This is a genomic window from Rhizobium sp. AB2/73 (assembly GCF_020871915.1).
In the GTDB taxonomy this organism is placed as follows: Bacteria; Pseudomonadota; Alphaproteobacteria; order Rhizobiales; family Rhizobiaceae; genus Rhizobium; species Rhizobium dioscoreae.
The window spans coordinates 1,735,614-1,760,449 of record NZ_CP067071.1; the positions used below are offsets into that span (position 1 = coordinate 1,735,614).

Consider the following 24,836-nt stretch of genomic DNA (forward strand, 5'->3'; position numbering starts at 1 on the left):
AGGCGTGTTAAAAAGAGCACGCCCGACGATCGCATTCAAACATGATGTTTATAATCATGAATTGCGCTTTGATGTTTTCATGAGCACGGTTCGCACCTATATGGCTGCTATCTGTCTCAATGGAAAGCAGGACCACGAAGATGACGTCCACCCGCACCGAAACCGATACCTTCGGCCCGATCGAAGTCGCCAGCGACCGCTATTGGGGGGCGCAGGCCCAGCGCTCGCTCGGCAATTTCAAGATCGGCTGGGAAAAGCAGCCGCTCTCGGTCGTGCGCGCCCTCGGCATCGTCAAACAGGCGGCTGCGCGGGCCAATATGGAGCTCGGCCAGTTGGATCCGGCGCTCGGCAAGGCAATCGTCGATGCGTCACAGGAAGTCATAGATGGCAAGCTTAACGATCATTTCCCGCTTGTCGTCTGGCAGACCGGCTCGGGTACGCAGTCGAACATGAATGCCAACGAAGTGATCTCCAATCGCGCGATCGAGATGCTCGGCGGCGTCAAGGGTTCGAAAAAGCCCGTACATCCGAACGATCACGTCAACATGAGCCAGTCGTCGAACGATACCTATCCGACTGCCATGCACATCGCCTGCGCCGAGCAGATCGTCCATCATCTGCTGCCGGCGCTCAGGCACTTGCATGCGGCCCTGGAAAAGAAGGTCGCCGCCTTCACCCATATCATCAAGATCGGCCGCACCCATACGCAGGATGCAACACCACTAACGCTCGGCCAGGAATTCTCAGGCTATGCCGCGCAGGTCGCCTCCTCCATCAAACGCATCGAGCTGACCCTGCCGGGCCTTTGCGAACTCGCCCAGGGCGGCACCGCGGTCGGAACCGGGCTCAACGCGCCGATCGGCTTTGCAGAGAAGGTCGCTGACGAGATCGCCCAAATCACCGGCCTGCCCTTCGTTACCGCCCCGAACAAGTTCGAGGCGCTGGCTGCCCATGATTCGATGGTCTTCAGCCACGGCGCTATCAATGCGGCGGCAGCCGCGCTCTTCAAGATCGCCAACGATATCCGCTTGCTGGGTTCCGGCCCGCGATCCGGTCTCGGCGAACTGGCACTGCCGGAAAACGAGCCGGGCTCGTCGATCATGCCGGGCAAGGTCAATCCGACGCAATGCGAAGCGCTGACGCAGGTCTGCATTCACATCTTCGGCAACAATGCGGCCCTCACCTTTGCCGGCAGCCAGGGCCACTTCGAGCTCAACGTCTACAATCCGATGATGGCCTACAACTTCCTCCAGTCGGTGCAGTTGCTCGGCGATGCCGCCGTCTCCTTCACGGATAATTGCGTCGTCGGCATCGAGGCGCGCGAGGACAACATCAAGGCCGGTCTCGAACGTTCGCTGATGCTGGTGACGGCACTCGCGCCGAAGATCGGCTACGACAATGCCGCCAAGATCGCCAAGACGGCGCATAAGAACGGCACGACCCTGAAGGAAGAAGCTCTGGCGAGTGGACTGGTATCATCGGAAGAATATGATGCCATCGTCCGGCCGGAAACGATGATCGGTCCGAAGTGAAATCATTGGACGGTGATCGTCGCGGGGAGAAGAAATTGATCATGCGACATCAGCAGCCTCATTAGTAGGTGCCGCAAACACAGAATAGGTCCCCCTCTCCCCGCAATGGGGGAGAGGGCTATGGCGAGGGGCCGGGCACAAGGCTTAGCCATCGGAAGACCACCTGACCTGAGTATGCCCAACTAACGAACCCCACTTTGAAGTTTCGACTTATCAGCCAAACAATTGCTTTTGCCTCCAGCCGGATTTAGACCGTCTCCAAATATCTTCCCCGCCATCCGGCTTGAAAGGTTTCCCAAATGGCTGACGATCTCTTTCCTCTCGGCGATGACGCCACTCCCTATCGCAAGATTTCCAGCGATTACGTCTCCGTCGACACCTTCAAGGGCCAGGAAATCCTGACCGTCGAACCCGAGGGCATCCGCCTGCTCGCCGAGACGGCTTTCGCCGATATCAACCACCTGCTGCGCCCCGGCCACCTGAAGCAGCTCGCCTCGATCCTGGAAGACCCAGAAGCCACCGATAACGACCGCTTCGTCGCCTATGATCTGCTGAAGAATGCCAATATCGCCGCTGGCGGCGTGCTTCCCATGTGCCAGGACACCGGCACCGCCATCATCATGGCCAAGAAAGGCCGCCGCGTCTGGACTGAAGGCGGCGACAGCAGCGCGCTGGCAAAGGGCGTACTCGATGCCTATGAAAAGAAGAACCTGCGCTACTCGCAGCTCGCGCCGATCAAGATGTTCGAGGAAAAGAACACCAAAAACAATCTGCCGGCGCAGATCGATATCTATGAGGAAGGCACCGACGCGTATGAATTCCTCTTCGTCGCCAAAGGCGGCGGCTCGGCCAACAAGACATTCCTTTATCAGGGTACGCCTTCGCTGCTGACTCACGATCGTATGCTGGACTTCCTGAAAGAGAAGATCCTGACGCTCGGCACGGCCGCCTGCCCGCCTTATCATCTCGCTATCGTTATCGGCGGCACGTCTGCGGAGATGAACCTGAAGACGGTCAAGCTCGCCTCGACGCGGTATCTCGACTGTCTTCCCACGGAAGGCTCCGAAAGCGGACATGCCTTCCGGGATATCGAAATGGAGAAGGAAATCCACAAGCTCACGCAGAGCCTCGGCGTCGGCGCACAGTTCGGCGGCAAGTATTTCTGCCATGATGTCCGCGTCATCCGCCTGCCCCGTCACGGCGCCTCGCTGCCGATCGGCCTCGGCGTCTCCTGTTCCGCCGACCGCCAGGCCAAGGGTAAGATCACCCGCGACGGCATCTTCATCGAGCAGCTCGAGACCGACCCGTCCAAGTACATGCCGGAGATCGACGAAGCCAAGCTCTCGGAATCCATGGTCCGCATCGATCTCAACCGGCCGATGGCGGATATCCTGGCAGAACTATCGGCGCATCCGGTCAAGACGCGCCTGTCGCTTACCGGCACCATCATCGTCGCGCGCGACCTTGCACATGCCAAGATCCGCGAGCGCCTGGAAAAAGGCGAAGGCATGCCGGAATACCTGAAAAACCATCCGGTCTATTACGCCGGCCCGGCAAAGACGCCTGCCGGCTATGCGTCCGGCTCGTTCGGCCCGACGACCGCGGGCCGCATGGACAGCTACGTCGACCAGTTCCAATCCTTCGGCGGCTCCATGGTCATGCTCGCCAAGGGCAACCGCTCGCGTACCGTACGGGAAGCCTGCAAGACATATGGCGGCTTCTACCTCGGTTCGATCGGCGGGCCGGCTGCCCGCCTTGCTCAGGATTGCATCAAGAAGGTGGAGGTACTCGAATATCCGGAACTCGGCATGGAAGCGGTCTGGAAGATCGAGGTCGAAGATTTCCCCGCCTTTATCGTCATCGACGACAAGGGCAATGATTTCTTTCAGGAACTTAACCTTGGATAGAATAGCTGTTTTAATTGTGCATATCAAAAGGGGCGCATCGGCGCCCCTTTCTGTAAAACCCTCTTCAATTGTATTATTTTTTGAATAAAACCATGGTGACAGAGGATTTTTCATAATCACATTCTTAATATTTTCTCAAAGAATCTTTGCATAAATAAAGAAGAGATTTAACAAATACATGTTACGGAGCTCACCGATGAGTACGGCGATTGCGCCGAAGGCGCAAATTCCCGACGTGGCAGGGCAAATTACCTACGCCATGCGATCCATGGGGGTCGCACCTATTCCGCGCAATTACCAACTTTTCTACGAAGCTTATATCGGCTCCAATCCCACTCTCACGCGTGAACTGGCAGCTCTGGGCAAAAACGCCACCCAGGAGGAGCTGGACGAGATCGGCGCCAAATATTTTCCGCATCATGCGGGTCGCGTCTTCGATGAAGCGCATACCCGCCTCGCCTCCGAACTCGATGCCGTCCTGCGTGCCCTGCGTCAGGAACAGACAACACTCGAAAGCTATAACCGCCTGCTCGGCGAAACCAGCGAAAGCATAAGCTCCAGAAGCCACAACAGCGCCGAACTGCTACGCAGCGCCATTGACATGCTCGCCACAGCAACCGGCGATACGATGGCTCACGGCGAAAAGACCGTCGAGCATGTCGTGGAGCGCAGCCAGGAAATGGATCTGGTCCGCAAGGAACTCGACGAATACAAGCGTATCGCCAACACCGATTCGCTAACCCGGCTTTCCAACCGCCGCGCCTTCGAAGACCGGCTGATCTCCATCTTCGACAACCAGCTTACCCGGCCGACGACCGCTCTGATTCTTGCCGATATCGATCACTTCAAGCGGGTCAACGACACGTTCGGCCACCCGGTCGGCGACAAGATTCTCGCCACCGTCGCCTCCATCATCCGCGCCAATGTGCGTCGCGACGTTTTCGTCGCCCGCGTCGGAGGCGAAGAGTTCGCTCTCATTCTGGAAGCCACCAGCGTCGAGGACGTTACGACGGTTTGCGAACGGATACGTCGCACCCTGGAGGCGACGCCGTTCAAGAATTCGCGCACCAGGGTCGACTATGGTCCGATCACCCTCTCCCTCGGCATCTGCATGGCTTCGGAAGCAGCCGATTCAGGAGAATTGTATAACAAGGCCGATCTGGCGCTCTACTGCGCGAAGAATGCCGGCCGCAATTGCAGCAGTGTCTATCAGGATGGCATGCAGAAGGATTTCACCAAAAGTTGGCTCATCTACAAGAATTAGAAGCGAAGCCAACCAACCGCCGGCGCGGCTTTCCCAGGCATGTCGGCGGCTTGCTTACCAGAGTGTCTTGGCTGCCCGTACGGGCGCCTCGCGATCATAAGTCTCCTGATCGAAATCGGCCTTCGCCGCCTTCAGCATCATACCCGGCGATGGCAGGCTTGCCGGATCGACGAACCGTTCCGCATTCCACAGCTCGGCCCGCATAATCGCCCGCGCGCACTGGAAATAGACTTCCTCGATCGTAATCACGACAACGCAGCGCGGATGCTTGCCATCCATCTCGAAACTGTCGAGCAAGGCCGGGTCGATCGAGACGACTGCCCGACCATTGAGCCGCATCGTCGTATTCGATCCCGGGATGAGAAACATCAGCGCGATGCGCGGATCACGAACGATATTCGCAAGAGAGTCGACGCGGTTGTTGCCGCGCCAATCCGGCAGATGCAGGGTCTTCTCGTTCTCTACGCGAACGACACCGCCCAAGTCACCACGCGGTGAGCAATCAAGCCCCTCAGGCCCAACTGTGGCCAGAGCCATAAAGGGCGACGCTTCGATCATTCGGCGATAGAGCGGCGTCAGGACGCTCGTGACCTTGGTGATCGATGCCTCGCCGGCGTCGCCATAGAGCTGCTTCAGTTCTTCGACGGATGTGACGATGTGCATGTGGCCTCACGCTTCTCTGTGGTAATCCACTCGGATCCGGCGCGGCACAGCCACTATCATGACGAGCGACGCAGCGGAGTTCGATAGAACGATAGCACTGTCCCGTCATGATTTTCGAGCGGATTTTCCTCCTGAATATCTTCGGTAAGGAAGCGCTGTATGGCGTCGAATACGGGTGCGGCGCTGACGATTCGTCGGTGCCCGAAGCCATTGGCCCAGAAGAGACGGACATGCGCGCCTTCGGCGGCATAGCTGCGCGCATGATCGGCGCTCACTTCTTTGTCGTCCTCGGCATGGATGACGAGAACCGGCCGGCTCGGATCGAGCCGGTCGCGCTTCTGGTCATAGGAAGCGAGCGTCCTGCCCGTTACCAGACGAACCTCGTCTTCGAGGGCCGCCTGCGTGGCCGGCCTCAGCCGCATCAGGCGCCCGAAATCCTTGAAGAGCCAGCCCATGGCGCTCGGCGCACCGATCAGCACCAGCCTACCCGTCTGAAGCGGCTCGATATCAGGCAGAAAGCCTGCGGATGCCAGTGCCAGGGATGCCCCACCAAAGGAGTGTCCGATCGTGGCATCGAAGGCTCCGAAGCGCGCCGAAGCAGCCGCGATAGCGGAAACGGCCAAATGTACATTCAGGAACCGACCGGCCGATCGCCCATGGCCGGGCAAATCGAGCGAGATCACCTCCGCTCCATCGTCCGCAAGGAATGCAGCCAGTTCGGACATGTATTCACTGCTGGAACCCCAGCCATGGACCACGAGATAGCGCTTGCGCGTTCCCTTGGCTCCGCCGTTGAAGCGGTAGGCCATGGCACGGCCGCCCGGAAACGGCAGCATCACCTGCTCTGCTGCGAGAAGACGCTGCCTGCCCTCCATATGCGCCGCCTTGGCCTTCGAGCCGCGTGGGCGACGCGAAGGCGTCAGACAGAAAAGCCGGAAAGCCGCCTTGCCGGCGAGCCGCGGAGACAGCCTTTCGAGACCGGCGAGAACCGACCGGGTGACCTTGAGCGCAAAGGATGGCATAGTGGAAATCCGATAATGTTCAACCATGAACAATAAAGTACAACGATGAACAAAAATCAATCCCTTCCCTGGGACCATCCGCGTTTTCGAAGCTGGATCGCGGTGGCGCGCGCCTGTCAGCTGATGCAACAATCACTCGGACGGGCATTGGCGCATCTCGACATCAAGCCGCCGCACCTCGACATTCTCGTCAACCTGTTTCGCTTTGAAGGCATTTCCCAGCAGGAACTCGCCCGCAAGCTATTGGTCGGCCGCTCCAACATGAGCATGTTGCTGCCGCAGATGGAAAAGCGCGGGCTGATCGAACGGCGCGGCGACAAGCACGACAAACGCGTGCTCCGCCTCTACCTGACGGAGGAAGGGCGCCGTGTAACCGAGGAAGCCATGACCATCCAGACCGCGCTCATCGACCGGATGCTCTCGGATGCGCCGATCGAAGAGTGCAAAGCGATCACCGTGCACATGGAACGCATCGTCAGTCTCCTGCTACAGGAAGAACGTGAACCGCTGAAACTTGCTGGCGATCAATGATCGCCGGCTGAACGCGCCGAAGGAACGACCCGGTTCAACGAGGCGAATTCCCAGATCGCAACGACGACGAGCACGGCCGTGGCAAGAATGCCGAGCTGATAGACCACAACCATCGGCAGTGTAAGCAGCAACAGCGCCAGCCCAACAAGCCCCGCCATATGCGATAGCGGCGGCCGGCCGGTGGTTACCCCCTTGAACCAGAGATTTCCAAGGAGAAAGACTGCCGGTCCGCCGAGTAGCGCGGCTGCAGCGTGCATGTCGGCGGCATCATGTGGATGAGCAAAGAGAAATTCATCTCCGACGACGCTGAGAATAATGCCGGCGAGGATGGGAATATGCGCATAGGTAAACGCCTGCCGGGCGAGGCTGCCGGGCGTATCGTCATGCTCGATGCGATGGGCCGCCCTTTCATGACCGAATTGAAAATAAATCCACCAGAGGGCAACCGTACCGATGAAAGCGGTAATGAATACTGCGACGATCAACGGCGTGACCGGCTGCTCTGCAAAGGTCTTGCCCGCCTGCAGAACGGCCTCGCCGAGACAAATGATGATGAACAGCGCACAACGCTCGGCCAGATGGGCACCCGATACATCCCAGTCTGCCGTCGTCGATTTGCCGAGGCCGGGAACCCGGAAGCCGAGTGCCGGAGCCGAATATTCGATAACGAGTGCGATCAGCCAAAGCACGATACGAACCTCGCCTTCCACCAGCGCCCCTGAAATCCAGAAGACGCCGGACAAAACAAGCCAGCAAGTGATCCGCAGGAAGTTGCGATGGTTAGCGGCGTTGACATTCTTCAGGGCATAGACTGTGAACAGCGAGCGCCCGACCTGCATGAAGACATAGGCGCCGGCAAAGAAAATCGCTTTCTCGCCGAAAGCCTCGGGAATTGCAGCGGAGAGGATAAGTCCCGCAAACATCAGCGTAAACAGCATGATACGCACCGGCATGCGGTCGGGATCGAGCCAGTTCGTCACCCACGCCGTGAAAATCCAGACCCACCACACCGCAAAGATCAGCATGATGGCTTCGAGCGCCCCCAATGGGGTGAAATGCTCGGCCAGCGCATGCGCAAGCTGCGAGATCGAGAAAACGAAGACCAGATCGAAAAACAGCTCGACGAAGGAAACCTTGCTCTCGTTCTTGCTGCCCTTGGCGCGAAGCCAGTTTTCCCTACCCCCAAGGATCATGCTTACGCCCCCTGTCCGTTACTGGAGATTATCTAGTGCGGCTTTCCAACCGGGTCGCGGCTGAGACCCTTTTCCTTCAGCTCAGCCTCATAGGCCGCGAAAAGCTCCTGACCCTTTTCTCCGAGCTCGCGCAGATAGGCCCATGTGAAAATTCCCGTGTCGTGCATGTCGTCGAACCCGATGCGAACAGCATAGTTGCCGGTCCGCGTCATCGACATGATGCTGACGTTGCGCTTGCCCGGTACGGTAACCTTCTGTCCCGGCCCATGTCCCTGGACCTCCGCGGAGGGAGACAGCACCCGCAGCATCTCGGCCGGCAAGTCGAAGCTCGCGCCGTTATCGAACGTCACCATCAGGTGACGGCGATCCTTCGAGACCCGCAATTCGGTCGGCCAAACGTCACTCATCGATTTTCCCATGCCTTTCAGTGTGTTTCCGAGAATTATGCCGCCACAGCTCTACACGCAAGTATAATTGAAAGGCATTTTCCTTGACGCAACAATCGCCTATGCACACATTAGCAGCGTGATGGAGATTTGAGTGAATAGCATGGTCGGTACCATAGGCGGCGCTTCGCCGCTGGCAGCGGATAGAAGCCCGATGATTGACCCTTTCGGGCGCGCGGTGACTTATCTGCGCGTTTCCGTCACCGACCGCTGCGATTTCCGCTGCACCTACTGCATGGCCGAGCACATGACCTTCCTGCCCAAGAAGGATCTGCTGACGCTCGAAGAACTCGACCGGCTCTGTTCCGCCTTCATCGCCAAGGGCGTGCGCAAGATCAGGCTCACCGGCGGCGAACCTCTGGTGCGCAAGAATATCATGTTTCTGGTCCGCAAACTCGGCGAGAGCGTGAAAAATGGCGCACTCGACGAATTGACCTTGACGACCAACGGCTCTCAGCTCGCCCGCCATGCCGAAGAACTTTACGATAGCGGTGTCCGGCGCATCAATGTGTCGCTCGATACTCTGGATCCCGATAAATTCCGCACGATTACCCGCTGGGGAGATTTCTCCAAGGTGATGGAAGGCATCGACGCAGCGCAGAAGGCTGGCCTGAAGATCAAGCTCAATGCCGTCGCGCTCAAAGGCTTCAACGATACCGAAATTCCCGAGCTGCTGCGGTTCGCGCATGGTCGCGGCATGGACCTGACCGTCATCGAGACCATGCCCATGGGCGAGATCGACGAGGACCGCACCGATCAATATCTGCCGCTCTCCCAGTTGCGCACCGATCTCGAGCGTCAGTTCACGCTAACGGACATCCCCTACCAGACGGGCGGCCCCGCCCGCTATGTCGAAGTCACAGAGACCGGCGGCCGCCTCGGCTTTATCACGCCGATGACCCATAATTTCTGCGAGAGCTGCAATCGCGTGCGGCTCACCTGCACGGGCACGCTCTATATGTGCCTAGGGCAGAACGATGCGGCCGACCTGCGCACAGCGCTGCGCGCAAGCGAGGATGACGCCCTGCTCCAGGCCGCAATCGATGAAGCCATTACCCGCAAGCCCAAAGGTCATGACTTCATCATCGACCGCACGCACAACCGCCCGGCGGTCGCGCGCCACATGAGCGTTACCGGCGGCTAAATTAAATCGAGACAATCTGCATGCAGCTTGAGCTTATTCGCAACGCGACGCTGAATCACCTATGGCGGCCATCTGTTGATGATCGATCCTTATTTTGCGCCGCGACACAGTCTCCCGTCCTTTACCGGCCGCTCTCCCAATCCGATGACGGAACTGCCACGTTCGATCGACGACATTCTCCAAGGCGTCGAGCTGGTGATCGTATCGCATCTGCATACCGATCATTTCGATGCCGTTGCCAAGGAGCGCGTGCCGAAAACATTGCCGATCCTTTGTCAACCCGGTGACGAAGGACGTATCCGCGACGCTGGCTTCACAAATGTCACCCCGCTTGCGCAATCGATCACTTGGCAAGGGCTGACAATCACGCCGCGGCAGGGCAGCCACGGTGTCGGACCGGTAGTGGAAAAGATGGGCCTGGTCATCGGATTCATGCTGGAGGCCGATGGCGAACCGACCGTCTATTGGGCTGGCGATACCGTGCTTTACCCTCCGGTCGCCGAAACGATCCGTGAATTCTCGCCCGATATCATCGTCACCCATTCCTGCGGCGCCCGTTGGGACGGCGACCTGATCGTCATGGATGACAAGCAGACGCTCGAAGTCAGCCGCCTCGCCCCGCAAGCGACTATCGTCGCAACTCATATGGAAGCGCTCGATCACGCGACCGTCACAAGCCAGGATCTTCGCCAAACCGCAGAGGCCAGCGGTCTCGATCCGTCGCGCCTGTTAATCCCCGCCGATGGCGAAACGCTTAATCTCTGCCGGTAATTCGTCCACAGCGCCGTGATCGCGACAGTAAGCTTCAATCAAAATGCGCCGAACCATTAGCCCGGCGCATCAACCGGTTATTAGCCTTATCTAAAGCACCGCTTTATGCGGCGCGATACCGCGCATCCGTACTGCTGTAGCTCGCATATTCCACCTCGCCATCGCCGGTACGGAAGCGATCAATCTTTTCCGACAGCATGCCGACCCGTTGGCGAAGGCCGTGGATCTCTGCATTGTTCTCCTCGACCATGGCCGCGTTGCGCTGCGTGATCAGCTCGACTTCAGAGACGGCGCGGGTCACTTCCTCAATACCGGTCGACTGCTCGGTGGTGGCAGACGAAATATCGGCAACCAGCCTCTGGACGCCGGTGACATGGTTGATGATCTCAGCCAGCGCCGCGCCGGTCTGCTCGACCAGATGTACGCCATTTTGCACCTGCGCGGAGCTTGCCGAAATCAGGCCCTTGATCTCCTTTGCCGCATTGGCGCAACGCTGCGCCAGTTCACGCACCTCCTGCGCGACGACGGCAAAGCCGCGGCCCGCTTCGCCGGCACGGGCTGCCTCGACCCCTGCATTTAGCGCCAAGAGGTTGGTTTGGAAGGCGATCTCGTCGATGACGCCGATGATCGTGGCGATCTTCTCGGAGGAACGGTTGATCTCGCTCATGGCGCCCACAGCCTTGGCAACCACTTCGCCCGATTGCGTTGCATAGGCCTGCGTCTCATTGACGGAGCTTGCGGTCTGCCGTGCACGATCGGCAGTCGAACGCACGACGTCGCTAAGGCGATGCAGCGCCCGCGAGCTTTCCTCAAGAGCTGCCGCCTGCTGCTCGGTGCGCCGGGCGAGATCGTCAGCCGACATGGCAAGATTACCGGTGCCGCCCTTAATTTCCTCGGCCGTGTAGCGAACGTCCGTCAGCGTCTCGCGCAGAGCTTCGACGGCGTGATTGTAGGTGAAGGCCATTTCCACGAAATCGGCGGAAAGATCCTCACGCATGCCCTCTTCCAGGTTACCGTCGGCGAGCTTGGCGAGAACATCGGCCAGCGCATTGAGCGCCTGCTTCTGCTCGGCCTCTATGCGGGCGCGCTCGGCGGCGCGGCGGGCAGCCTCTTCGGCTGAGAGCGCACGGGCGTTTTCGGCCTCGCGCTCGAGCCGGACGTTTTCAAGCGCGGCATCGCGGAAGACGCTGACGGAGCGCACCATGTCGCCGATCTCGTCGCCGCGATTGCGGCCGTCGATCGCGACTTCCAAGTCGCCGCTTGCAAGGCGCGTCATGACGTCGGTGACGCGCTTCAGCGGACCGCGCAGGGTTTCCACCAGCATCAGGCCGCCGATGATGGCAAGCAGCGTGCCGACGATCATGGCGATGACCGAGACGTTGGCCGAGCGCTCGCTGTCTTCCTTGCCGAGTTCCTGTGCCTGGGCGACAAAGCCGCGCAGCGAGGTCATGGCATCGGCCAGTAGGGCATTGGACTGAACGCGCGTCGTCTTCCAGTCGGCGGCCGTCTGAAGCAGATCGGCCGATCCATTGGTCAGGCCGTCGATCAGCGGCTTCACGTGAGCGGAAAAATCACGCATGGTGGCGTTGGTTTGGCCAAGTTCCGAAATCCTGGCAGCAACGCCCTGCAGATCCTTGAGGTCCGCAAGCACAGGCTCGCGCGATGCAGCATCGCGGACATTTTCCATACGCGAGGCATGCAGGGTCAGGCGATCGACGAGACCGAGCGCCTGATCGACGTGATCCAGAAGCTCCTTCTGGCCATCGATGATCTTGTCCAGGCTGACGAAACGATCGGCGGCGGTATCGCTGTTCTTGGCCGATTGCAGCGTCATCTCGCCTTCGATTTTTACGAAGCTCTGCAGGATCGGCCCCATCGCCTCGACCTTCTGATCGGGCGTGCCCGACCCCTTCAGGACCGCATCGAGCTTGTCGGCAGCATCGGAGGCGTTCGCGACGAGACCGGCACCGCGCTTCGAAACCAGCGCCTTTGAAACCGTCACCTGCTTCAAGATGGCATCGGCGTAGGTGCGTGCATCGGAAATTTCTTCCGTGGAGTCGGCAGCCATTTGCACCTGGATGCGCAGATTGCTCATCTTCTCCGAAAGGCCCTTATAAGCGGCGGCATCGTAGAGCAGTTCCTTGGCGAAGGTTTCCTTGTCGCTGAAATCCTTGCGGATGATGTCGATCTGCTTGCCGGCGGCCTTGGCGGTCGCCTCAATATTTTGCACCGCCTTCCGGATGGCTTGGACATCACTATCCTGCTTCTGTTTGATAGACCAGAGCGTGGCTTCCTGCGTTCGCATCTTGGCGGCGAGCCCGGTGACCGGAACGATTTTGGCGCGCTGATCGTCGCTGAGCAGCCCGCTCAATCGACGGACACCCTGTTCCTGCGCATCGATCTTGTCGGCCAGTGCCTGGCGCGTCTCTTCCGAAGGCGATCCGGTGAATTCCTGCAGGGCGGCCTGCAGGTTCTCGAAATCGCTGATATTTTCGATCGTGGCGCGCGTCACGGTCATGTGACCGTTCAGAATATTGGCGGTGTGATAACCGACGAGGCCGACACCGGCGATGAGAACCACCAGCGGCACCACGAAAATTAGAACCTTGGTGACAATCCTGCGGCCTTGCAAAAGACGATCAATGAAAAACATGCGGCGCCTCAACTGGATTATTAAAAATCTCCAGCGGAGGCGGGATCGTCATTCCTGCTGCGCTGCGGTAGGTGCTTCTGCCTCATGCAAAACCGCTGTGAGCCTCGGGAAATAAGATTGAATAAGGATTAATCGCCTGCCCGAAACTCTTCGCATTGGCAAAAAATTACAACCGCCGTATAATTTCGCGACCATTACGCGAAAAACCGACCTTTCCTTCGCAGCAATTTCGCCGCACTGCACAATCGAATTCAACTGCAGCCAAAGCACAGCCGATTCCAATTTGCCGAAAACGGCGCTAATCCAGATGAGTATATCGGGGGACTCATCTTTCTCATGCGACTGACCAAGAATACGCAGGGTGCGCTCTTCATGGCGGCCTCCATGGCCGGCTTCTCCTGCAGCGATGCTTTGTCCAAGACGGTCATAGCAACGATGAATGCAGGCGAAATCATCTTCATCCGCGGCCTGTTCACGAGTTTTTTCGTCTATCTGCTCGCTCGCCGAATGGGCGCTCTGCGCAATTGGCGCGTCATCCTGCAGCCGATGATTGCGCTGCGCATCGCCTGCGAAGCTCTGGCTGCAGCAACCTATATCACCGCTCTTGGAATGATGCCGATCGCCAATGCCTCCGCCATCCAACAGGCGGTGCCGCTTGCCGTGACGCTGGGCGCGATGATTTTTTTGAAGGAGCCTGTGGGATGGAGGCGATGGACGGCCATTGCCGTCGGCTTCATCGGCGTGCTGATCATCATCAGGCCCGGCCGGGACGGGTTCACGACGGCTGCCCTCCTTGCCATCGCCTGCATGTTTGCGACCGCCGCCCGCGATCTGGCAACACGCTGCATCGACAAGTCCGTGCCGTCGTTGATGGTCACGCTCTGTACCGCAATTTCCATTTCCATATTCGGAGCATTGTGCATCGTCCCCTTCGGCGGCTGGCAGCCAGTGAGCACAACATCGCTCCTGCAAATCCTGCTGGCCTCCGTCTTGGTGCTGATCGGCTACCAGAGCGTCATCTTAGCCATGCGCACGGGCGAAATTTCTTTCGTCGCGCCGTTCCGTTACCTCAGTCTCATCTGGTCGGCCCTGCTCGGCCTGATCGCCTTTGGCGAAGTGCCGGACGGATGGTCTATTTCCGGTGCTGCCGTTGTCATCGCCTCCGGCATCTATACCTTCTATCGCGAAAGCAAACGGCGGACGGCCGAGCTCGTCGCTCAGGAATCAGAGCCCCGCGTTCCCGCCTGAGGTCGAAATCATGTCCGACTTCATCGCCAATCCCGAAGATATTCCCGTCGTTCTGCTTGCGGGCGGCCGTTCCAGCCGCATGGGCGCAAACAAGGCCTTCGCACCGCTCGCCGGCGAAAGTCTGCTAGCTCGCATCGCGTCGAAGATCTCTGAAAAGCAACGCAAGCCTACCGCATTGAATGCGGATGCCGATTGGCCTGACGCTATGGGGATGCTGCTCATACCGGACACAATTCCCGGTAAATTGGGGCCGCTCACAGGTGTGCTCGCTGCGCTGCAGGACGCACGGTCGCGTTATTCTGAAGTCTCGCATATCGCCACCATCCCCATCGACAGCCCGTTCTTTCCTGCCGATGTTGTCGCGCACCTTGCCCACGTCATTCACGGCTCTGACGAGATTGCCATCGCAGCATCCCTTGGTCAGGATCATCCTGTTTTCGGCCTCTGGCCCGTCTCCGCAGCCGACGATCTGGAGCAATGGATCGCCGCGGACGAAAAGCGGCGCGTGAGAGATTTCCTCGCCCGGCATACAGTGCGGCGGGTGGAGTTTCCCGCTATCCAAACGGCAATCGGGCCTCTCGACCCCTTCTTCAACATCAACACGCCAGCCGATCTCGTCGAAGCGGAGACATGGCTGGCAGCTTTGGAACGCATGTCATGACGAAATCTCGGCCCAAAATCTTCGGCATCGCCGGCTGGAAGAATTCCGGCAAGACGGGGCTTGCCGTGCGGCTGGTCACAGAGTTCACACTGCGCGGCTATCGCATCTCGACCATCAAGCATGCGCATCATGATTTCGATATCGACAAGGTTGGCGCCGATAGTTTTCGTCATCGCGAGGCTGGCGCGCATGAAGTCACCATCGTCTCCGGCACGCGTTACGCCATCATGCACGAATTGCGCGGCGCGCCGGAACCGAGCTTTGAAGAAATACTGGCGCGTCTTGCCCCCTGCGACCTCGTTCTGATCGAAGGTTACAAACGCGAACCCATTCCGAAGATCGAGGCGCGCCGACTGGAAGCGGCAAAACGCGAACCGCTCGCCCCGCAAGATCCTCACATCGTAGCCATCGCCGCGGACCATCCGGTTGAAGACGCCGGTTTGCTCGTCGTTTTCGACCTCGACGACACGGCCGCCATCGCCGACTTTATCGCTGCAAAAGTGGGCCTCGGCAACCGGCAGAAATGAGAAGGGCCGCCAGTTTCCCGGCGGCCCTTACTATCAAGCTGTAAGCTGATCCTTACCGGTTCGATGCGACCGGACGCACCAGCGGCGTGATACGGCGAATGGTGACACGGCGGTTTTCCTGCGACGGGCCGAGCGTATTCACCTTGAGATATTGCTCGCCATAGCCTTGGGTGACCAGGTTTTCGGCAGGAATGCCGTAGACATCCGTCAGTACGTTGGCGACCGATTCGGCGCGTTGGTCCGACAGGATCAGATTGCTCTGAGCCGAACCCACCGCATCCGTATGGCCCTCGATCAGGAAGGTTTCTGTCGGATCGCGCTTGATGATCTTCAACATGCCATCGGCGACACCGCGAAGGGTGCTCGCCTGCGACATCGGAATCTCGGCGCTGCCTGTTGCGAAGGTGATCGTATCGAGGTCGATGCGGCGGATCTTGTCGCGGATACGAGCCGAATAGCGGACTTCATTCACCGAATAGATGCGCTCGACCGGCTCGACCGGTGGCTCACGCAGGAAGTCGTAATAGTCGGCGTTGCGGTTCGATGCCGTGTCGATGATGTACTGACTCAGCGGAATGAGCAGTCGCATCGGCGGCAGGCTATCGCCCGGATCGCGGAAGTAGTCGTCATTGTCTGGACGATCTTCCAGCTCCGGCGAATAGAACAGCACATATTCGCGGCCGCTGGCGTCGATGCGCGAGCGCTGGATGATGTCGCCGTAGCGGTTGCGGATCGTCACCACGCGATCGCCATCGGGCTGATCGATCGTTTCACGATAGCGGTCGCGCGGCAATTGTTCGTAGATCGGCCGCTCGCCACCTCGGATGAAGCGCTCACTGTCGTCGTGACGAACGACATAGGTGTTGTCGACATTCACGATGGTCCGGTTGTCCTGATTGATGATGGTCTGGACCGTCGTTCCCTGCGGCGGGACAAAGTCCGGCCGGCGATCGATGCGGCGGCCCTGCTCGCTGGTCACCGCTTCCATCTTGACCGGCTGCTGCGGCTGGGCGCCGGCTGCCGCGCGCTGCGCCTCGGCGTCTGAGGTCGGCGGCTTGGTGTAGGCCGGTGGCGGCTGCTGGGCCGGAGCATTCTGAGCCTGCCCGCTCTGCTGAGCCTGACCCGCCTGTCCACCACCACCCTGGGCGCCCGGAGCAGCGGGGTTCTGTCCGTTGTTCCGATGCTCGCCTCGACGAACCGCATCCTTCTGGCTGTCCAGAACCGCGCTTCCGTTTTCGACCGGCAGGATGACGGGACCATTGGCAGAGGCTGGGTTCTCCGCGATCTTCTTGCGGCGCTCCAGTTCCTGCGGCGAGACCTGCTCGGCCGGAGGCACCTGGATTTCGCCAGCCTGCTGACCATTGCCGTTTGCGGCGGGAGCCGTTGCACTACCTGGGGCCGGCGTCGCGGCGCCATTGGCGGGCTGCTGCTTGCCGGGCTGCGGCGCCGCCGGGTTGCCAGCCTGGGCGGGCTGTCCTTGCGGCGTGCCCTGCTGGGCCGGCTGCTGCGGATTGGCGGCGGGCTGCTCGCCCTGCTGCTGGTTCTGCGGCTGCTTGCCGTGGGTCTTGTCACCACCCTGCTTCTGCCCCTGCTGGGCGCCAGGTGTCGCTGGTGTCCCGGGCTGAGCCTCAGGCTGCGCCTGCGTCTGGGGCTGAGCCTGCGTTCCCGGCTGTGCCTTATGTCCCTGGGCAGGCTCACCGGCCGGTGCCGGCTGTTGCTCAGTGGGCTGCTTTGCCGGAGCCTCGTTCTGACCTTGCGGCTTGGGATGGGCGTTCTGTTCGGGTTGCGCCTGCTTTCCAGGCTGAGCCTCCTGATTCGGCTGTTCGTTGGCGGCGGGCGCCTGCTTCTCCGCCGGCGCCGGCTGCTGTGCCTTCGCACCAGGCTTGGCCTTCGGCGGCTGGGCTTCCGGCTGTGCTTCCGTAGCAGGCTGCTGCTCTATCTTCGGCTGAGGTGCTTCGGCCGGCTGCTGCTTTTGTGGCTTCGGTTGCTCTTGCTCCACAGGCTGCTTGGCCTTCGGCTTCGGCTGCGGGGCTTCTGGCTCTGCCTGCGGAGCGACGGCCTTGGGCTGCGGTTTGGCTTCGGGCTGTGCCTGAGGCTGCTCTTCAGCCGGCTGCTGGCGCTGCCTCTTCGGCTCGGGCGGAGCCTCTGCGGCCGGCTGCTGCTTCTGCGGCTTCGGCTGCTCCTGCTCCGCAGGCTGCTGATGTTGGGCCTTCGGCGGCTGGGCTTCCGGCTGCTGCTGCTTCGGCGCCTTCGGCTGCGGCTCGCCCTCAGGCTCGGCCTGCTTCATCTGGTGCTGCTGTTCGCCGCCACCCTGATGCTTCTGACCCTCTCCGCCTTCGGCAGGCTTCTTGTGTTTGAGCTGCTCCTCATCGGGCTGAGCTGCCGGCGCTTCCTGCTGCGCCACCTCGAAACTGGCATCGGGGGCCATCGCGGCCACATCACCTATGCCATTGTTCAGCGGTGCGATGGGCTGTTCACGAAGTGCCGCCGCTGCTGCCGGCTCGAAGGCGAGCGATAGCGAAAGCAGCGGAAACGCGGCGCTGGCAAATAGTCTGGATCGCTTTCCCATAGGGGTCTCCTCTTATGATCTTTGTCCGCCAAATTGCGAATCTCAGCGGCAAGGCGATTGCCTCAATATCCCGGCCAATTTTCGGTTCTCGTGAGGCTGAATCGCGGCAAGCCGCTATATGTTCCCGCACTATTAGGTTGCCGCAATTAACCCTGGCTGAACGCAGCGGATGGGTTTCGTTCAGATTTCCCTGTGGCGGGCTTGCATTGCGCAAAGGCAGGTTGCCTTCGTAATTCCAGTTGCATTTTCCAGAAAAAAAGTACGAATATCGCCGCAAGGCGGGCCACCGGCCCGCTCCACTCGAGCCGTCTGCCAAAAACAATAATGGGCTGCCGGCCACCAACAGAGAGGGTCAATATGCGCATCTCCACTCGTCTTCTTGCCGCCGCGTCCTTCGCCGCGATGTCGCTTGCCGCCGGCGCGGCGCTTGCCGACGGCGACACGATCGTCTTCGGCACGGACGCGACCTACCCGCCTTTCGAATCGCTTGATGCCGGCGGCAAGTTCACCGGCTTCGACATCGATATAACCAATGCGCTTTGCGATCACATGAAGGTCAAGTGCACCTTCGTGAACCAGGATTTCGACGGCATCATTCCAGCCCTGCAGGCCAAGAAGTTCGACGCAATCATCTCGTCCATGTCGATCACGCCCGAGCGCGAGAAGATCGTCGACTTCACCAACAAGATTTACAACACGCCGCCGGCAATCGCCGTTCCGAAGGACTCCGCTCTCAAGGAACCGACCGACGAAGCCCTGAAGGGCAAGACGATCGGCGCGCAGTCCTCCACGACCCATGCCAACTACGCCTCCGCCCACCTGAAGGATGCCGAGCTCAAGCTCTATCCGTCGGCTGACGAATACAAGCTCGATCTCAGCAATGGCCGTATCGATGCAGCCATCGACGACGTGGTCGTGCTGTCGGAATGGGTGAAATCGGATGCAGGCAACTGCTGCAAGATGCTCGGCACGCTGAAAAGCGACCCGGTCATCAACGGTGCCGGCGCGGGCATCGCCATCCGAAAGGGCGATACGGCTCTCAAGGACAAGCTGAACGCCGCGATCACTGCGATCCGCGCTGACGGCACCTATAAGAAAATCCAGGACAAGTATTTCGATTTCGACGTCTACGGCGATTGATCGCCCGTCTGTTCCCTGGGAAAAGACGACGGCGGAAGCTTGCTCTTCCGCCGTTTTTGTTTGACAACGAGACGAATATAAGCAGAAACGCGGCAAAAGCCGCTAGGGGAAATACAGCATGAGCGGATTGTTTTCCGCCCTTGGTTCCTTATGGACCTGGTTGAGTACGATTTTTGACCCATTGTGCGGTCCTGCGGGACTGTTCACAGTGTTCAGCATGTTCCGCCCGGATACCATGCTCGCTTGCGGCGATACGGGCTGGGGTGATGAACTGGCTGGCGGATTGAAGATAACCATAGCAGTCTCGGCTCTGACGCTGCCACTTGGGGTCATCATCGGTTTCTTCGTCGCGCTCGCGCAGCAATCGGAGGAAAGGCCGCTACGGCTTGCGGCAGGTGTCTTCACGACGATTTTCCGCGGCCTGCCGGAACTGTTGACGCTCTTCATCATCTACTACGGCATGCAGATCCTTCTGCAATCGCTGCTTGCCAAGTTCGGCTACAATGGCCCCGTCGAGATCAATGCATTCGCGGCCGGCATGGTAGCACTGGCGATCGTCTTTTCCGCCTATTGCTCGGAAGTCCTCCTCTCTGCCTTCAAAGCCATTCCCAAAGGTCAGTATGAGGCGGGCGATGCCCTTGGGTTTCATCGGGCGCGAACCATGCGGCTTATCATTGTGCCGCAACTCGTACGTATTTCCTTGCCAAATCTCGGGAACCTCTGGATGAACCTGCTGAAGGATACGTCCTACGTATCCATCATCGGCCTTGCCGACATCATCAGGCAGACGGGGATTGCCGTTCGTGCCACCAAGGCACCCTTCACCTTCTATTCCATCGCCTGCCTGTTTTATCTGACACTGGCCGTCATCTCTTCCGTCGGCCTCTTCTATCTCGATCGATGGGCTAAACGTGCGGAGGTCCATCGATGAGCCATGCCGAAGTTCTGATCGCAGCGCGACCGGCCCCGCCGGAGACGGTCAGGAAATTGTCCAAGGCGCGCATTGCCGGTTATTTCTTTCTGACCCTCTGGGCCGTTCTCGGTATTTCGCTGCTGGCGATGATCGTCTTCGGCTGGGACGTCGACAAGCTCGAAACCTATGGCCCCAGGCTTCTGCATGGCCTGGGCATCACGATCAAACTGGTCGCCACATCCTTCATTCTCGGCGCGATCCTCTCGATACCGCTCGCTTTCGCCCGTATGTCGAGCAATAAATTTCTAAGCACGCTGACCTACTGCTATGTCTATCTGTTTCGCGGCACGCCGCTGCTGGCCCAGATTTTCATGGTCTATTACGGTTTCCCGAGCTTCCGCTGGTTGCTCGAGGATATCGGCCTTTGGTGGTTCTTCAAGGATCCGTTCTATTGCGGCGTTTTCGCCATGACGTTGAACACGGCCGCCTATCAGACGGAAATCGTCCGGGGTGCCATTCAGAGCGTACCAAAGGGCCAGCGGGAAGCGGCCAGCGCGCTTGGTATCCATACGTGGATCGCCTTCCGCAAGATTATCATTCCCCAGGCGCTCATCGTGGCGCTCCGCCCTTACGGCAATGAGATCATCCTGCTGATCAAGAGCTCGGCCACCGTCTCCATCATCACCGTCTACGACCTGATGGGCGAGACCCGCTATGCCTTCTCACGCACCTACGATTACCAGATCTATCTCTGGGCAGCGATTTTCTATCTCGTCATCGTCGAACTCATGCGGAACGGCTGGGCACGGATGGAAGGCCGGCTGACGCGGCATCTCAAGCGCTGATCTCGCCAAGGCTGCGCCCGGGCGCAACCTTGGCAGCACTCCCATATATATGCTGCTAACATATTGATTTCTGTGAATAAATTTGGCCCATGACATTTTTGTAAAGCTTGAGTTTACCATCTGCTGTTTCCATATTTGAGTGACCATGAGTCACGAAAAAATGGGAACGGAAAGAGAAAGCTCATGCACGACGACATGCAAAAGCAGTTGCAGGGTTATGGGTTGACCACGGCGCAGATCTTCTACCGCCTGCCCGATCATCCGCAATTCCTGCAGACCTATATCTGGCAGGATTATGATCTCGCCCCGAACTTCCCGGAAATGCGCGGCTTCCTGAAATTCTGGCAGGAAACGCTGGATGGCCCGCTGCATTCCGTGCGCTATGTCCATCGCAAGCTGATTTCAGCAACCGAATGGCGGGCCGTGAAGGGCGAATTCATCCTGCACTAGCCACGTCGGGCCTTCGGCGTCAAGACTGCGCCGATTGGGCGATACGGCAAGCATTGCAAAAGCCGATCAAGCGCCTTAATGCCTGCGTGACGAATGGAAGGGCTGTCACTCATGGCAAAGAAGAAGATCGACGAAGACGCGTTGGCGGAAGCCTATAACCGGGCATTGGCGCTGGAAAAGGCCGGCGATATCGACGCTGCGGTTCAGGCCTATGAGAAGGTGCTGGCCCTCGACCCGGAAGACCATGGTGGCGCAGCCGTGCGCATCGCCTCGATGGGACGCGGCGAAACGCCGGTCAAGGCGCCTGATGCCTATGTCGAGACGCTCTTCGATCAGCATGCCGAGGTTTTCGAGGATGTGCTGGTGGAGCAGCTCGGCTACCACGTCCCGGTTCTTGTGCGCCAGCGCCTGCAAGCCCTCGGCCTCGGCCCCTTCAAGCGCATGCTCGATCTCGGCTGCGGCACAGGGCTGACGGGCGGCACTCTGCGCGATATCGTCGAGGATATCACCGGTATCGACATTTCCGAGAACATGGTCGAAGTCGCCCATGAGAAGGACATCTACGAAACGCTCTTCGTCGCTGAGGTCGAGGATTTCCTTGACGATAACGATGAGGACGCCTTCGATCTCATCACCGCGACGGATGTCCTGCCCTATCTCGGCGCGTTGGAGCCTCTTTTCTTCGGTGCGGCGGAGAACATGACGCCCGGCGGGCTCTTTATCTTTTCTTCGGAAACCCTTCGTGAGGAGACCATGGCCGGACGTCCCTATATGGTCGGCCCGCATCAGCGCTTCGCCCATTCGGAAGTCTATGTACGCGAAAGGCTGGCTGCGACGGGTTTCGAACTCGTCGAAATCACCGACATCAACGTCCGCATGGAAGATGGCCAGCCGACGCCGGGTCATCTGGTCATCGCCCGGCGTCTCGCCGATTGAAGCGAAATACATCACGCAGGAAATAGTTATCCATTTGGATAACTATTTCCTTGCGCGACGACCAGCAACCTGATACTTAGCCATTCAGATAAGTATAAGTTCGGAAGGTTGTCGCATGTCTCTTATTCTCTATCAGCATCCGCTCGCCTCGTTCTGCCACAAGGTCTTGATGGCGCTTTATGAGAACGGAACACCCTTCGAAAGCCGCATCATCGATCTCGGCAATGCGGAATCGCGCGCCTCGCTCGTCCGCCTCTGGCCTCTCGCCAAGTTTCCAGTCCTGCGCGATGAAGCACTCGACAGCACCGTTCCGGAGACCAGTATCATCATCGAATATCTCGACCGGCATTATCCCGGCGCAACGCAGCTGTTGCCGACCGAACTTTCGGATGCCCTGTGCGTCAGGCTCTGGGATCGCTTCTTCGATCTCTATGTGCAGGAGCCGATGCAAGCGATCGTCGCGGACGTCCGCCGCACAGACGAGAATCGCAGCCCGCAAAGCGTCGCCGGCGCCGAGATCTTACTGCGCACCGCCTACGGCATGATCGAAAAGCAGTTGGACGGAAAAACCTGGATCACCGGAGACAATGTGACCATGGCGGATTGCGCCGCCGCGCCAGCCCTGTTCTACGCTGAAACCCTCGTCCCCTTTACCAAAGAGCATGGTCGGCTGAGAGCATATTATCAACGTCTTATCGAGCGCCCGTCCTTCGCCCGCGTGCTGCAGGAAGCAATGCCTTATTTCCATATGTATCCTTATAGTGACAAGCTGCCGGCGCAGTTCCGGCCGGAAAAGCCGAATGCTTGAGGAAACACAGGCGCTCGACCGGATGTTCCAAGCCCTGTCCGACCAGAGCCGGCGCGGCATGATCGACAGGCTCGGACGTGGACCGGCCTCGGTCACGGAACTGGCACAGCCTCTCGACATGGCGCTGCCGACGGTGATGAAACACCTGCAGGTGCTGGAAACGAGCGGACTGGTACTATCTGAAAAGACCGGTCGGGTGCGCACCTATCACCTGCGCAAGGAGGCGCTGGCAGCCGTCGAACGCTGGATTGCCGAACGCAAGGCGTCCTGGAACAGGACCTTCGACCGGCTCGACCTCTTTCTCGCTGATACATCGACGGAGACGACGGACGAATGAGCATAAGATCGACAGACCATACGACGATCACCATAGAGCGTCATTTTAAAGCCCCTCTTTCGAAGGTCTTCAATGCCTGGGCAATCCCCGAACAGAAGCAGCAATGGTTTGCCTGTCACGGCGAATGGAAGCAGCTGGATTTCCAGCTCGATTTCCGCACCGGCGGCAGCGAAAGCAACCGTACCGCCTCCACGGACGGCGTCGTGCATGCCTATCAGGCGCGCTATATCGACGTCGTCCAGAACGAGCGCTTCATCTATGCCTTTGACATGATGCTCGATGACGTCAGGATTTCCGTGTCGCTCGCAACGGTCAATTTTGCCCCGGAACCCGGCGGCACGAAAATGACCTTCGTCGAGCAGGTCGTTTTCCTCGACGGCTACAGCGACAATGGTTCTCGTCTCATGGGCACGGAAATCGGCTTCGACAATCTCAGGCTCTACGTCGAGGGGAACGATAGCAAACCGAATTAACCGCGTGCGTCACCAAGGATCGCGGCCAGCAGCTGCCCTTCGAGCTCTGCCAACGCCGGATTGCCATGGCGGCGCGGATGCGGATAGGGAATGGCAAGATCGAGCACGATCCTGCCCTCGTCCAGCACCACAACCCGATCGGCCAGATGCACGGCTTCGCTGACATCGTGAGTCACGAGCACGGCCGTGAAGCCGAGTTCACGCCAGACGCGGTTCAGCAGTTCCTGCATGCTGATGCGGGTCAAAGCATCCAGCGCACCGAGCGGCTCATCGAGCGCGAGGATACCGGGCTTGCTGACAAGCGCACGGGCCAGCGCCACACGCTGCTTCTGTCCGCCGGAAAGGCTGGACGGCCATTCGCCGGCCTTTTCGGCCAGCTGCACCTCGGAAAGAACGGCGGCCGTTTCCTTGCGCGAAATATCCTGCGGGACGCCCTCGCCCAGGCCTACCGCAACATTGTCGGCGACAGAAAGCCAAGGCAGCAGCCGCGGCTCCTGAAACACGATGCGCGTATTCGGTTGCGCGTCGCTGCGGTCGGCTGCCTCAAAACGCAAATGGCCCGCACTCGGCTCTTCCAGTCCCATCAGAATACGCAGCAGCGTGCTCTTGCCGCAGCCGCTCTTGCCGATAACGGCGACGAACTGGCCGGCGGGAATATCGAGATCGATGCCGCGCAGGACGCGGTTGTTGCCGAAACTCTTCTCCAGGCCCTTGATATGGATGGCAGCGGCGCCCGCAACCTGTGGCGTGATATTTGCGGCCTCTGCCCGTGGGCGATCTATCGCGATGCTGCTCATGACAGG

Annotated in this window: 24 protein-coding genes; 17 read left to right on the forward strand and 7 right to left on the reverse strand. The window is 59.4% G+C overall.

What is annotated here, in order from left to right; translation table 11 throughout:
- Positions 1-140: 140 nt before the first annotated feature.
- The 3 genes from fumC to I8E17_RS08680 all read left to right on the forward strand — a co-directional run bounded on the left by fumC (position 141) and on the right by I8E17_RS08680 (position 4,703).
- Positions 141-1,532: a class II fumarate hydratase gene (gene fumC / locus I8E17_RS08670; RefSeq protein ID WP_069613209.1), complete on the forward strand. Its 1,392-nt coding sequence runs from the start codon at positions 141-143 to the stop codon at positions 1,530-1,532.
- A 299-nt stretch (positions 1,533-1,831) separates the two neighbouring features.
- A complete protein-coding gene (locus I8E17_RS08675; protein WP_069613073.1) occupies positions 1,832-3,439 on the forward strand; it encodes a fumarate hydratase in 1,608 nt (535 codons plus the stop codon).
- Between the two features lie 196 nt (positions 3,440-3,635).
- Positions 3,636-4,703, forward strand: a complete 1,068-nt coding sequence (locus I8E17_RS08680; RefSeq protein ID WP_069613074.1) for a GGDEF domain-containing protein — start codon at positions 3,636-3,638, stop codon at positions 4,701-4,703.
- Positions 4,704-4,757: 54 nt separating this feature from the next.
- On the opposite strand, the gene I8E17_RS08685 is transcribed toward I8E17_RS08680, so the two are convergent.
- Complete coding sequence (locus I8E17_RS08685; protein ID WP_069613075.1) at positions 4,758-5,366, reverse strand: pyridoxamine 5'-phosphate oxidase family protein; 609 nt, start codon at positions 5,364-5,366, stop codon at positions 4,758-4,760.
- Between the two features lie 56 nt (positions 5,367-5,422).
- Complete coding sequence (locus I8E17_RS08690; RefSeq protein WP_069613076.1) at positions 5,423-6,388, reverse strand: alpha/beta hydrolase; 966 nt, start codon at positions 6,386-6,388, stop codon at positions 5,423-5,425.
- A gap of 45 nt (positions 6,389-6,433) precedes the next feature.
- Between I8E17_RS08690 and I8E17_RS08695 the strand changes: the two genes are divergently transcribed.
- Complete coding sequence (locus I8E17_RS08695; RefSeq protein WP_069613077.1) at positions 6,434-6,919, forward strand: MarR family transcriptional regulator; 486 nt, start codon at positions 6,434-6,436, stop codon at positions 6,917-6,919.
- Here the strand turns inward: I8E17_RS08695 and I8E17_RS08700 are convergent.
- Both I8E17_RS08700 and I8E17_RS08705 read right to left on the reverse strand, forming a co-directional pair.
- On the reverse strand, positions 6,913-8,112 hold the full coding sequence (locus I8E17_RS08700) for a low temperature requirement protein A (RefSeq protein WP_069613078.1): 1,200 nt from the start codon (positions 8,110-8,112) through the stop codon (positions 6,913-6,915). The two genes, I8E17_RS08695 and I8E17_RS08700, sit on opposite strands and share 7 nt — an antisense overlap.
- Before the next feature lie 32 nt (positions 8,113-8,144).
- Positions 8,145-8,519 carry a DUF971 domain-containing protein gene (locus tag I8E17_RS08705; protein ID WP_069613079.1) on the reverse strand — a complete coding sequence of 125 codons (375 nt, stop codon included), beginning with the start codon at positions 8,517-8,519 and terminating at the stop codon, positions 8,145-8,147.
- Positions 8,520-8,652: 133 nt separating this feature from the next.
- Here I8E17_RS08705 and moaA point away from each other — a divergent pair, with 133 nt between their 5' ends.
- Positions 8,653-9,702: a GTP 3',8-cyclase MoaA gene (gene moaA / locus I8E17_RS08710; RefSeq protein WP_069613080.1), complete on the forward strand. Its 1,050-nt coding sequence runs from the start codon at positions 8,653-8,655 to the stop codon at positions 9,700-9,702.
- Between the two features lie 78 nt (positions 9,703-9,780).
- Entirely contained in the window at positions 9,781-10,473 is a 693-nt protein-coding gene (locus I8E17_RS08715) for an MBL fold metallo-hydrolase (protein ID WP_229002095.1), read from the forward strand.
- Positions 10,474-10,576: 103 nt separating this feature from the next.
- Here the strand turns inward: I8E17_RS08715 and I8E17_RS08720 are convergent, their stop codons facing one another.
- Entirely contained in the window at positions 10,577-13,126 is a 2,550-nt protein-coding gene (locus I8E17_RS08720; protein ID WP_069613081.1) for a methyl-accepting chemotaxis protein, read from the reverse strand.
- A 336-nt stretch (positions 13,127-13,462) separates the two neighbouring features.
- Between I8E17_RS08720 and I8E17_RS08725 the strand changes: the two genes are divergently transcribed.
- Genes I8E17_RS08725 through mobB form a run of 3 tightly spaced genes read left to right on the forward strand, consistent with a single transcriptional unit; the run spans position 13,463 to position 15,562 of the window.
- Positions 13,463-14,374: a DMT family transporter gene (locus I8E17_RS08725; RefSeq protein WP_069613082.1), complete on the forward strand. Its 912-nt coding sequence runs from the start codon at positions 13,463-13,465 to the stop codon at positions 14,372-14,374.
- A gap of 10 nt (positions 14,375-14,384) precedes the next feature.
- Positions 14,385-15,035, forward strand: a complete 651-nt coding sequence (mobA, locus tag I8E17_RS08730) for a molybdenum cofactor guanylyltransferase MobA (RefSeq protein ID WP_069613083.1) — start codon at positions 14,385-14,387, stop codon at positions 15,033-15,035.
- The gene (gene mobB / locus I8E17_RS08735) at positions 15,032-15,562 is read left to right on the forward strand and encodes a molybdopterin-guanine dinucleotide biosynthesis protein B (protein ID WP_069613084.1); all 531 of its coding nucleotides are present in this window, start codon (positions 15,032-15,034) and stop codon (positions 15,560-15,562) included. The genes mobA and mobB overlap by 4 nt, the downstream gene beginning before the upstream one ends.
- 52 nt (positions 15,563-15,614) lie before the next feature.
- Here the strand turns inward: mobB and I8E17_RS08740 are convergent, their stop codons facing one another.
- Positions 15,615-18,131 (reverse strand): OmpA family protein, encoded by a 2,517-nt coding sequence (locus tag I8E17_RS08740; protein WP_069613085.1) that lies wholly within the window; start codon positions 18,129-18,131, stop codon positions 15,615-15,617.
- Positions 18,132-18,488: 357 nt separating this feature from the next.
- On the opposite strand from I8E17_RS08740, the gene I8E17_RS08745 reads away from it, so the two are divergent.
- The 8 genes from I8E17_RS08745 to I8E17_RS08780 all read left to right on the forward strand — a co-directional run bounded on the left by I8E17_RS08745 (position 18,489) and on the right by I8E17_RS08780 (position 24,033).
- On the forward strand, positions 18,489-19,271 hold the full coding sequence (locus I8E17_RS08745; RefSeq protein WP_069613086.1) for a lysine/arginine/ornithine ABC transporter substrate-binding protein: 783 nt from the start codon (positions 18,489-18,491) through the stop codon (positions 19,269-19,271).
- Positions 19,272-19,389: 118 nt separating this feature from the next.
- Entirely contained in the window at positions 19,390-20,202 is an 813-nt protein-coding gene (locus tag I8E17_RS08750) for an ABC transporter permease (RefSeq protein WP_069613087.1), read from the forward strand.
- Positions 20,199-21,029, forward strand: a complete 831-nt coding sequence (locus I8E17_RS08755) for an ABC transporter permease (protein ID WP_069613088.1) — start codon at positions 20,199-20,201, stop codon at positions 21,027-21,029. Before I8E17_RS08750 ends, I8E17_RS08755 begins: the two co-directional genes overlap by 4 nt.
- Before the next feature lie 183 nt (positions 21,030-21,212).
- Positions 21,213-21,479, forward strand: a complete 267-nt coding sequence (locus tag I8E17_RS08760; protein WP_069613089.1) for an aspartate-semialdehyde dehydrogenase — start codon at positions 21,213-21,215, stop codon at positions 21,477-21,479.
- A 111-nt stretch (positions 21,480-21,590) separates the two neighbouring features.
- Positions 21,591-22,415: a methyltransferase domain-containing protein gene (locus tag I8E17_RS08765; RefSeq protein ID WP_069613090.1), complete on the forward strand. Its 825-nt coding sequence runs from the start codon at positions 21,591-21,593 to the stop codon at positions 22,413-22,415.
- Between the two features lie 115 nt (positions 22,416-22,530).
- Complete coding sequence (locus I8E17_RS08770; RefSeq protein ID WP_069613091.1) at positions 22,531-23,223, forward strand: glutathione S-transferase family protein; 693 nt, start codon at positions 22,531-22,533, stop codon at positions 23,221-23,223.
- A complete protein-coding gene (locus I8E17_RS08775; protein ID WP_069613092.1) occupies positions 23,216-23,560 on the forward strand; it encodes a metalloregulator ArsR/SmtB family transcription factor in 345 nt (114 codons plus the stop codon). The genes I8E17_RS08770 and I8E17_RS08775 overlap by 8 nt, the downstream gene beginning before the upstream one ends.
- Positions 23,557-24,033 carry an SRPBCC family protein gene (locus tag I8E17_RS08780; RefSeq protein ID WP_069613093.1) on the forward strand — a complete coding sequence of 159 codons (477 nt, stop codon included), beginning with the start codon at positions 23,557-23,559 and terminating at the stop codon, positions 24,031-24,033. The genes I8E17_RS08775 and I8E17_RS08780 overlap by 4 nt, the downstream gene beginning before the upstream one ends.
- Here the strand turns inward: I8E17_RS08780 and I8E17_RS08785 are convergent.
- Positions 24,030-24,830 (reverse strand): ATP-binding cassette domain-containing protein, encoded by an 801-nt coding sequence (locus I8E17_RS08785; protein ID WP_069613094.1) that lies wholly within the window; start codon positions 24,828-24,830, stop codon positions 24,030-24,032. The genes I8E17_RS08780 and I8E17_RS08785 overlap by 4 nt on opposite strands.
- Positions 24,831-24,836: the final 6 nt, after the last annotated feature.

Coding starts and splice junctions, on each gene's coding strand:
- fumC (WP_069613209.1), top strand. CDS start 141: ATGACGTCCACCCGCACCGAAACCGATACCTTCGGCCCGATCGAAGTC.
- I8E17_RS08675 (WP_069613073.1), top strand. CDS start 1,832: ATGGCTGACGATCTCTTTCCTCTCGGCGATGACGCCACTCCCTATCGC.
- I8E17_RS08680 (WP_069613074.1), top strand. CDS start 3,636: ATGAGTACGGCGATTGCGCCGAAGGCGCAAATTCCCGACGTGGCAGGG.
- I8E17_RS08685 (WP_069613075.1), bottom strand. CDS start 5,366: ATGCACATCGTCACATCCGTCGAAGAACTGAAGCAGCTCTATGGCGAC.
- I8E17_RS08690 (WP_069613076.1), bottom strand. CDS start 6,388: ATGCCATCCTTTGCGCTCAAGGTCACCCGGTCGGTTCTCGCCGGTCTC.
- I8E17_RS08695 (WP_069613077.1), top strand. CDS start 6,434: ATGAACAAAAATCAATCCCTTCCCTGGGACCATCCGCGTTTTCGAAGC.
- I8E17_RS08700 (WP_069613078.1), bottom strand. CDS start 8,112: ATGATCCTTGGGGGTAGGGAAAACTGGCTTCGCGCCAAGGGCAGCAAG.
- I8E17_RS08705 (WP_069613079.1), bottom strand. CDS start 8,519: ATGAGTGACGTTTGGCCGACCGAATTGCGGGTCTCGAAGGATCGCCGT.
- I8E17_RS08715 (WP_229002095.1), top strand. CDS start 9,781: ATGATCGATCCTTATTTTGCGCCGCGACACAGTCTCCCGTCCTTTACC.
- I8E17_RS08720 (WP_069613081.1), bottom strand. CDS start 13,126: ATGTTTTTCATTGATCGTCTTTTGCAAGGCCGCAGGATTGTCACCAAG.
- I8E17_RS08725 (WP_069613082.1), top strand. CDS start 13,463: ATGCGACTGACCAAGAATACGCAGGGTGCGCTCTTCATGGCGGCCTCC.
- mobA (WP_069613083.1), top strand. CDS start 14,385: ATGTCCGACTTCATCGCCAATCCCGAAGATATTCCCGTCGTTCTGCTT.
- mobB (WP_069613084.1), top strand. CDS start 15,032: ATGACGAAATCTCGGCCCAAAATCTTCGGCATCGCCGGCTGGAAGAAT.
- I8E17_RS08740 (WP_069613085.1), bottom strand. CDS start 18,131: ATGGGAAAGCGATCCAGACTATTTGCCAGCGCCGCGTTTCCGCTGCTT.
- I8E17_RS08745 (WP_069613086.1), top strand. CDS start 18,489: ATGCGCATCTCCACTCGTCTTCTTGCCGCCGCGTCCTTCGCCGCGATG.
- I8E17_RS08750 (WP_069613087.1), top strand. CDS start 19,390: ATGAGCGGATTGTTTTCCGCCCTTGGTTCCTTATGGACCTGGTTGAGT.
- I8E17_RS08755 (WP_069613088.1), top strand. CDS start 20,199: ATGAGCCATGCCGAAGTTCTGATCGCAGCGCGACCGGCCCCGCCGGAG.
- I8E17_RS08760 (WP_069613089.1), top strand. CDS start 21,213: ATGCACGACGACATGCAAAAGCAGTTGCAGGGTTATGGGTTGACCACG.
- I8E17_RS08765 (WP_069613090.1), top strand. CDS start 21,591: ATGGCAAAGAAGAAGATCGACGAAGACGCGTTGGCGGAAGCCTATAAC.
- I8E17_RS08770 (WP_069613091.1), top strand. CDS start 22,531: ATGTCTCTTATTCTCTATCAGCATCCGCTCGCCTCGTTCTGCCACAAG.
- I8E17_RS08775 (WP_069613092.1), top strand. CDS start 23,216: ATGCTTGAGGAAACACAGGCGCTCGACCGGATGTTCCAAGCCCTGTCC.
- I8E17_RS08780 (WP_069613093.1), top strand. CDS start 23,557: ATGAGCATAAGATCGACAGACCATACGACGATCACCATAGAGCGTCAT.
- I8E17_RS08785 (WP_069613094.1), bottom strand. CDS start 24,830: ATGAGCAGCATCGCGATAGATCGCCCACGGGCAGAGGCCGCAAATATC.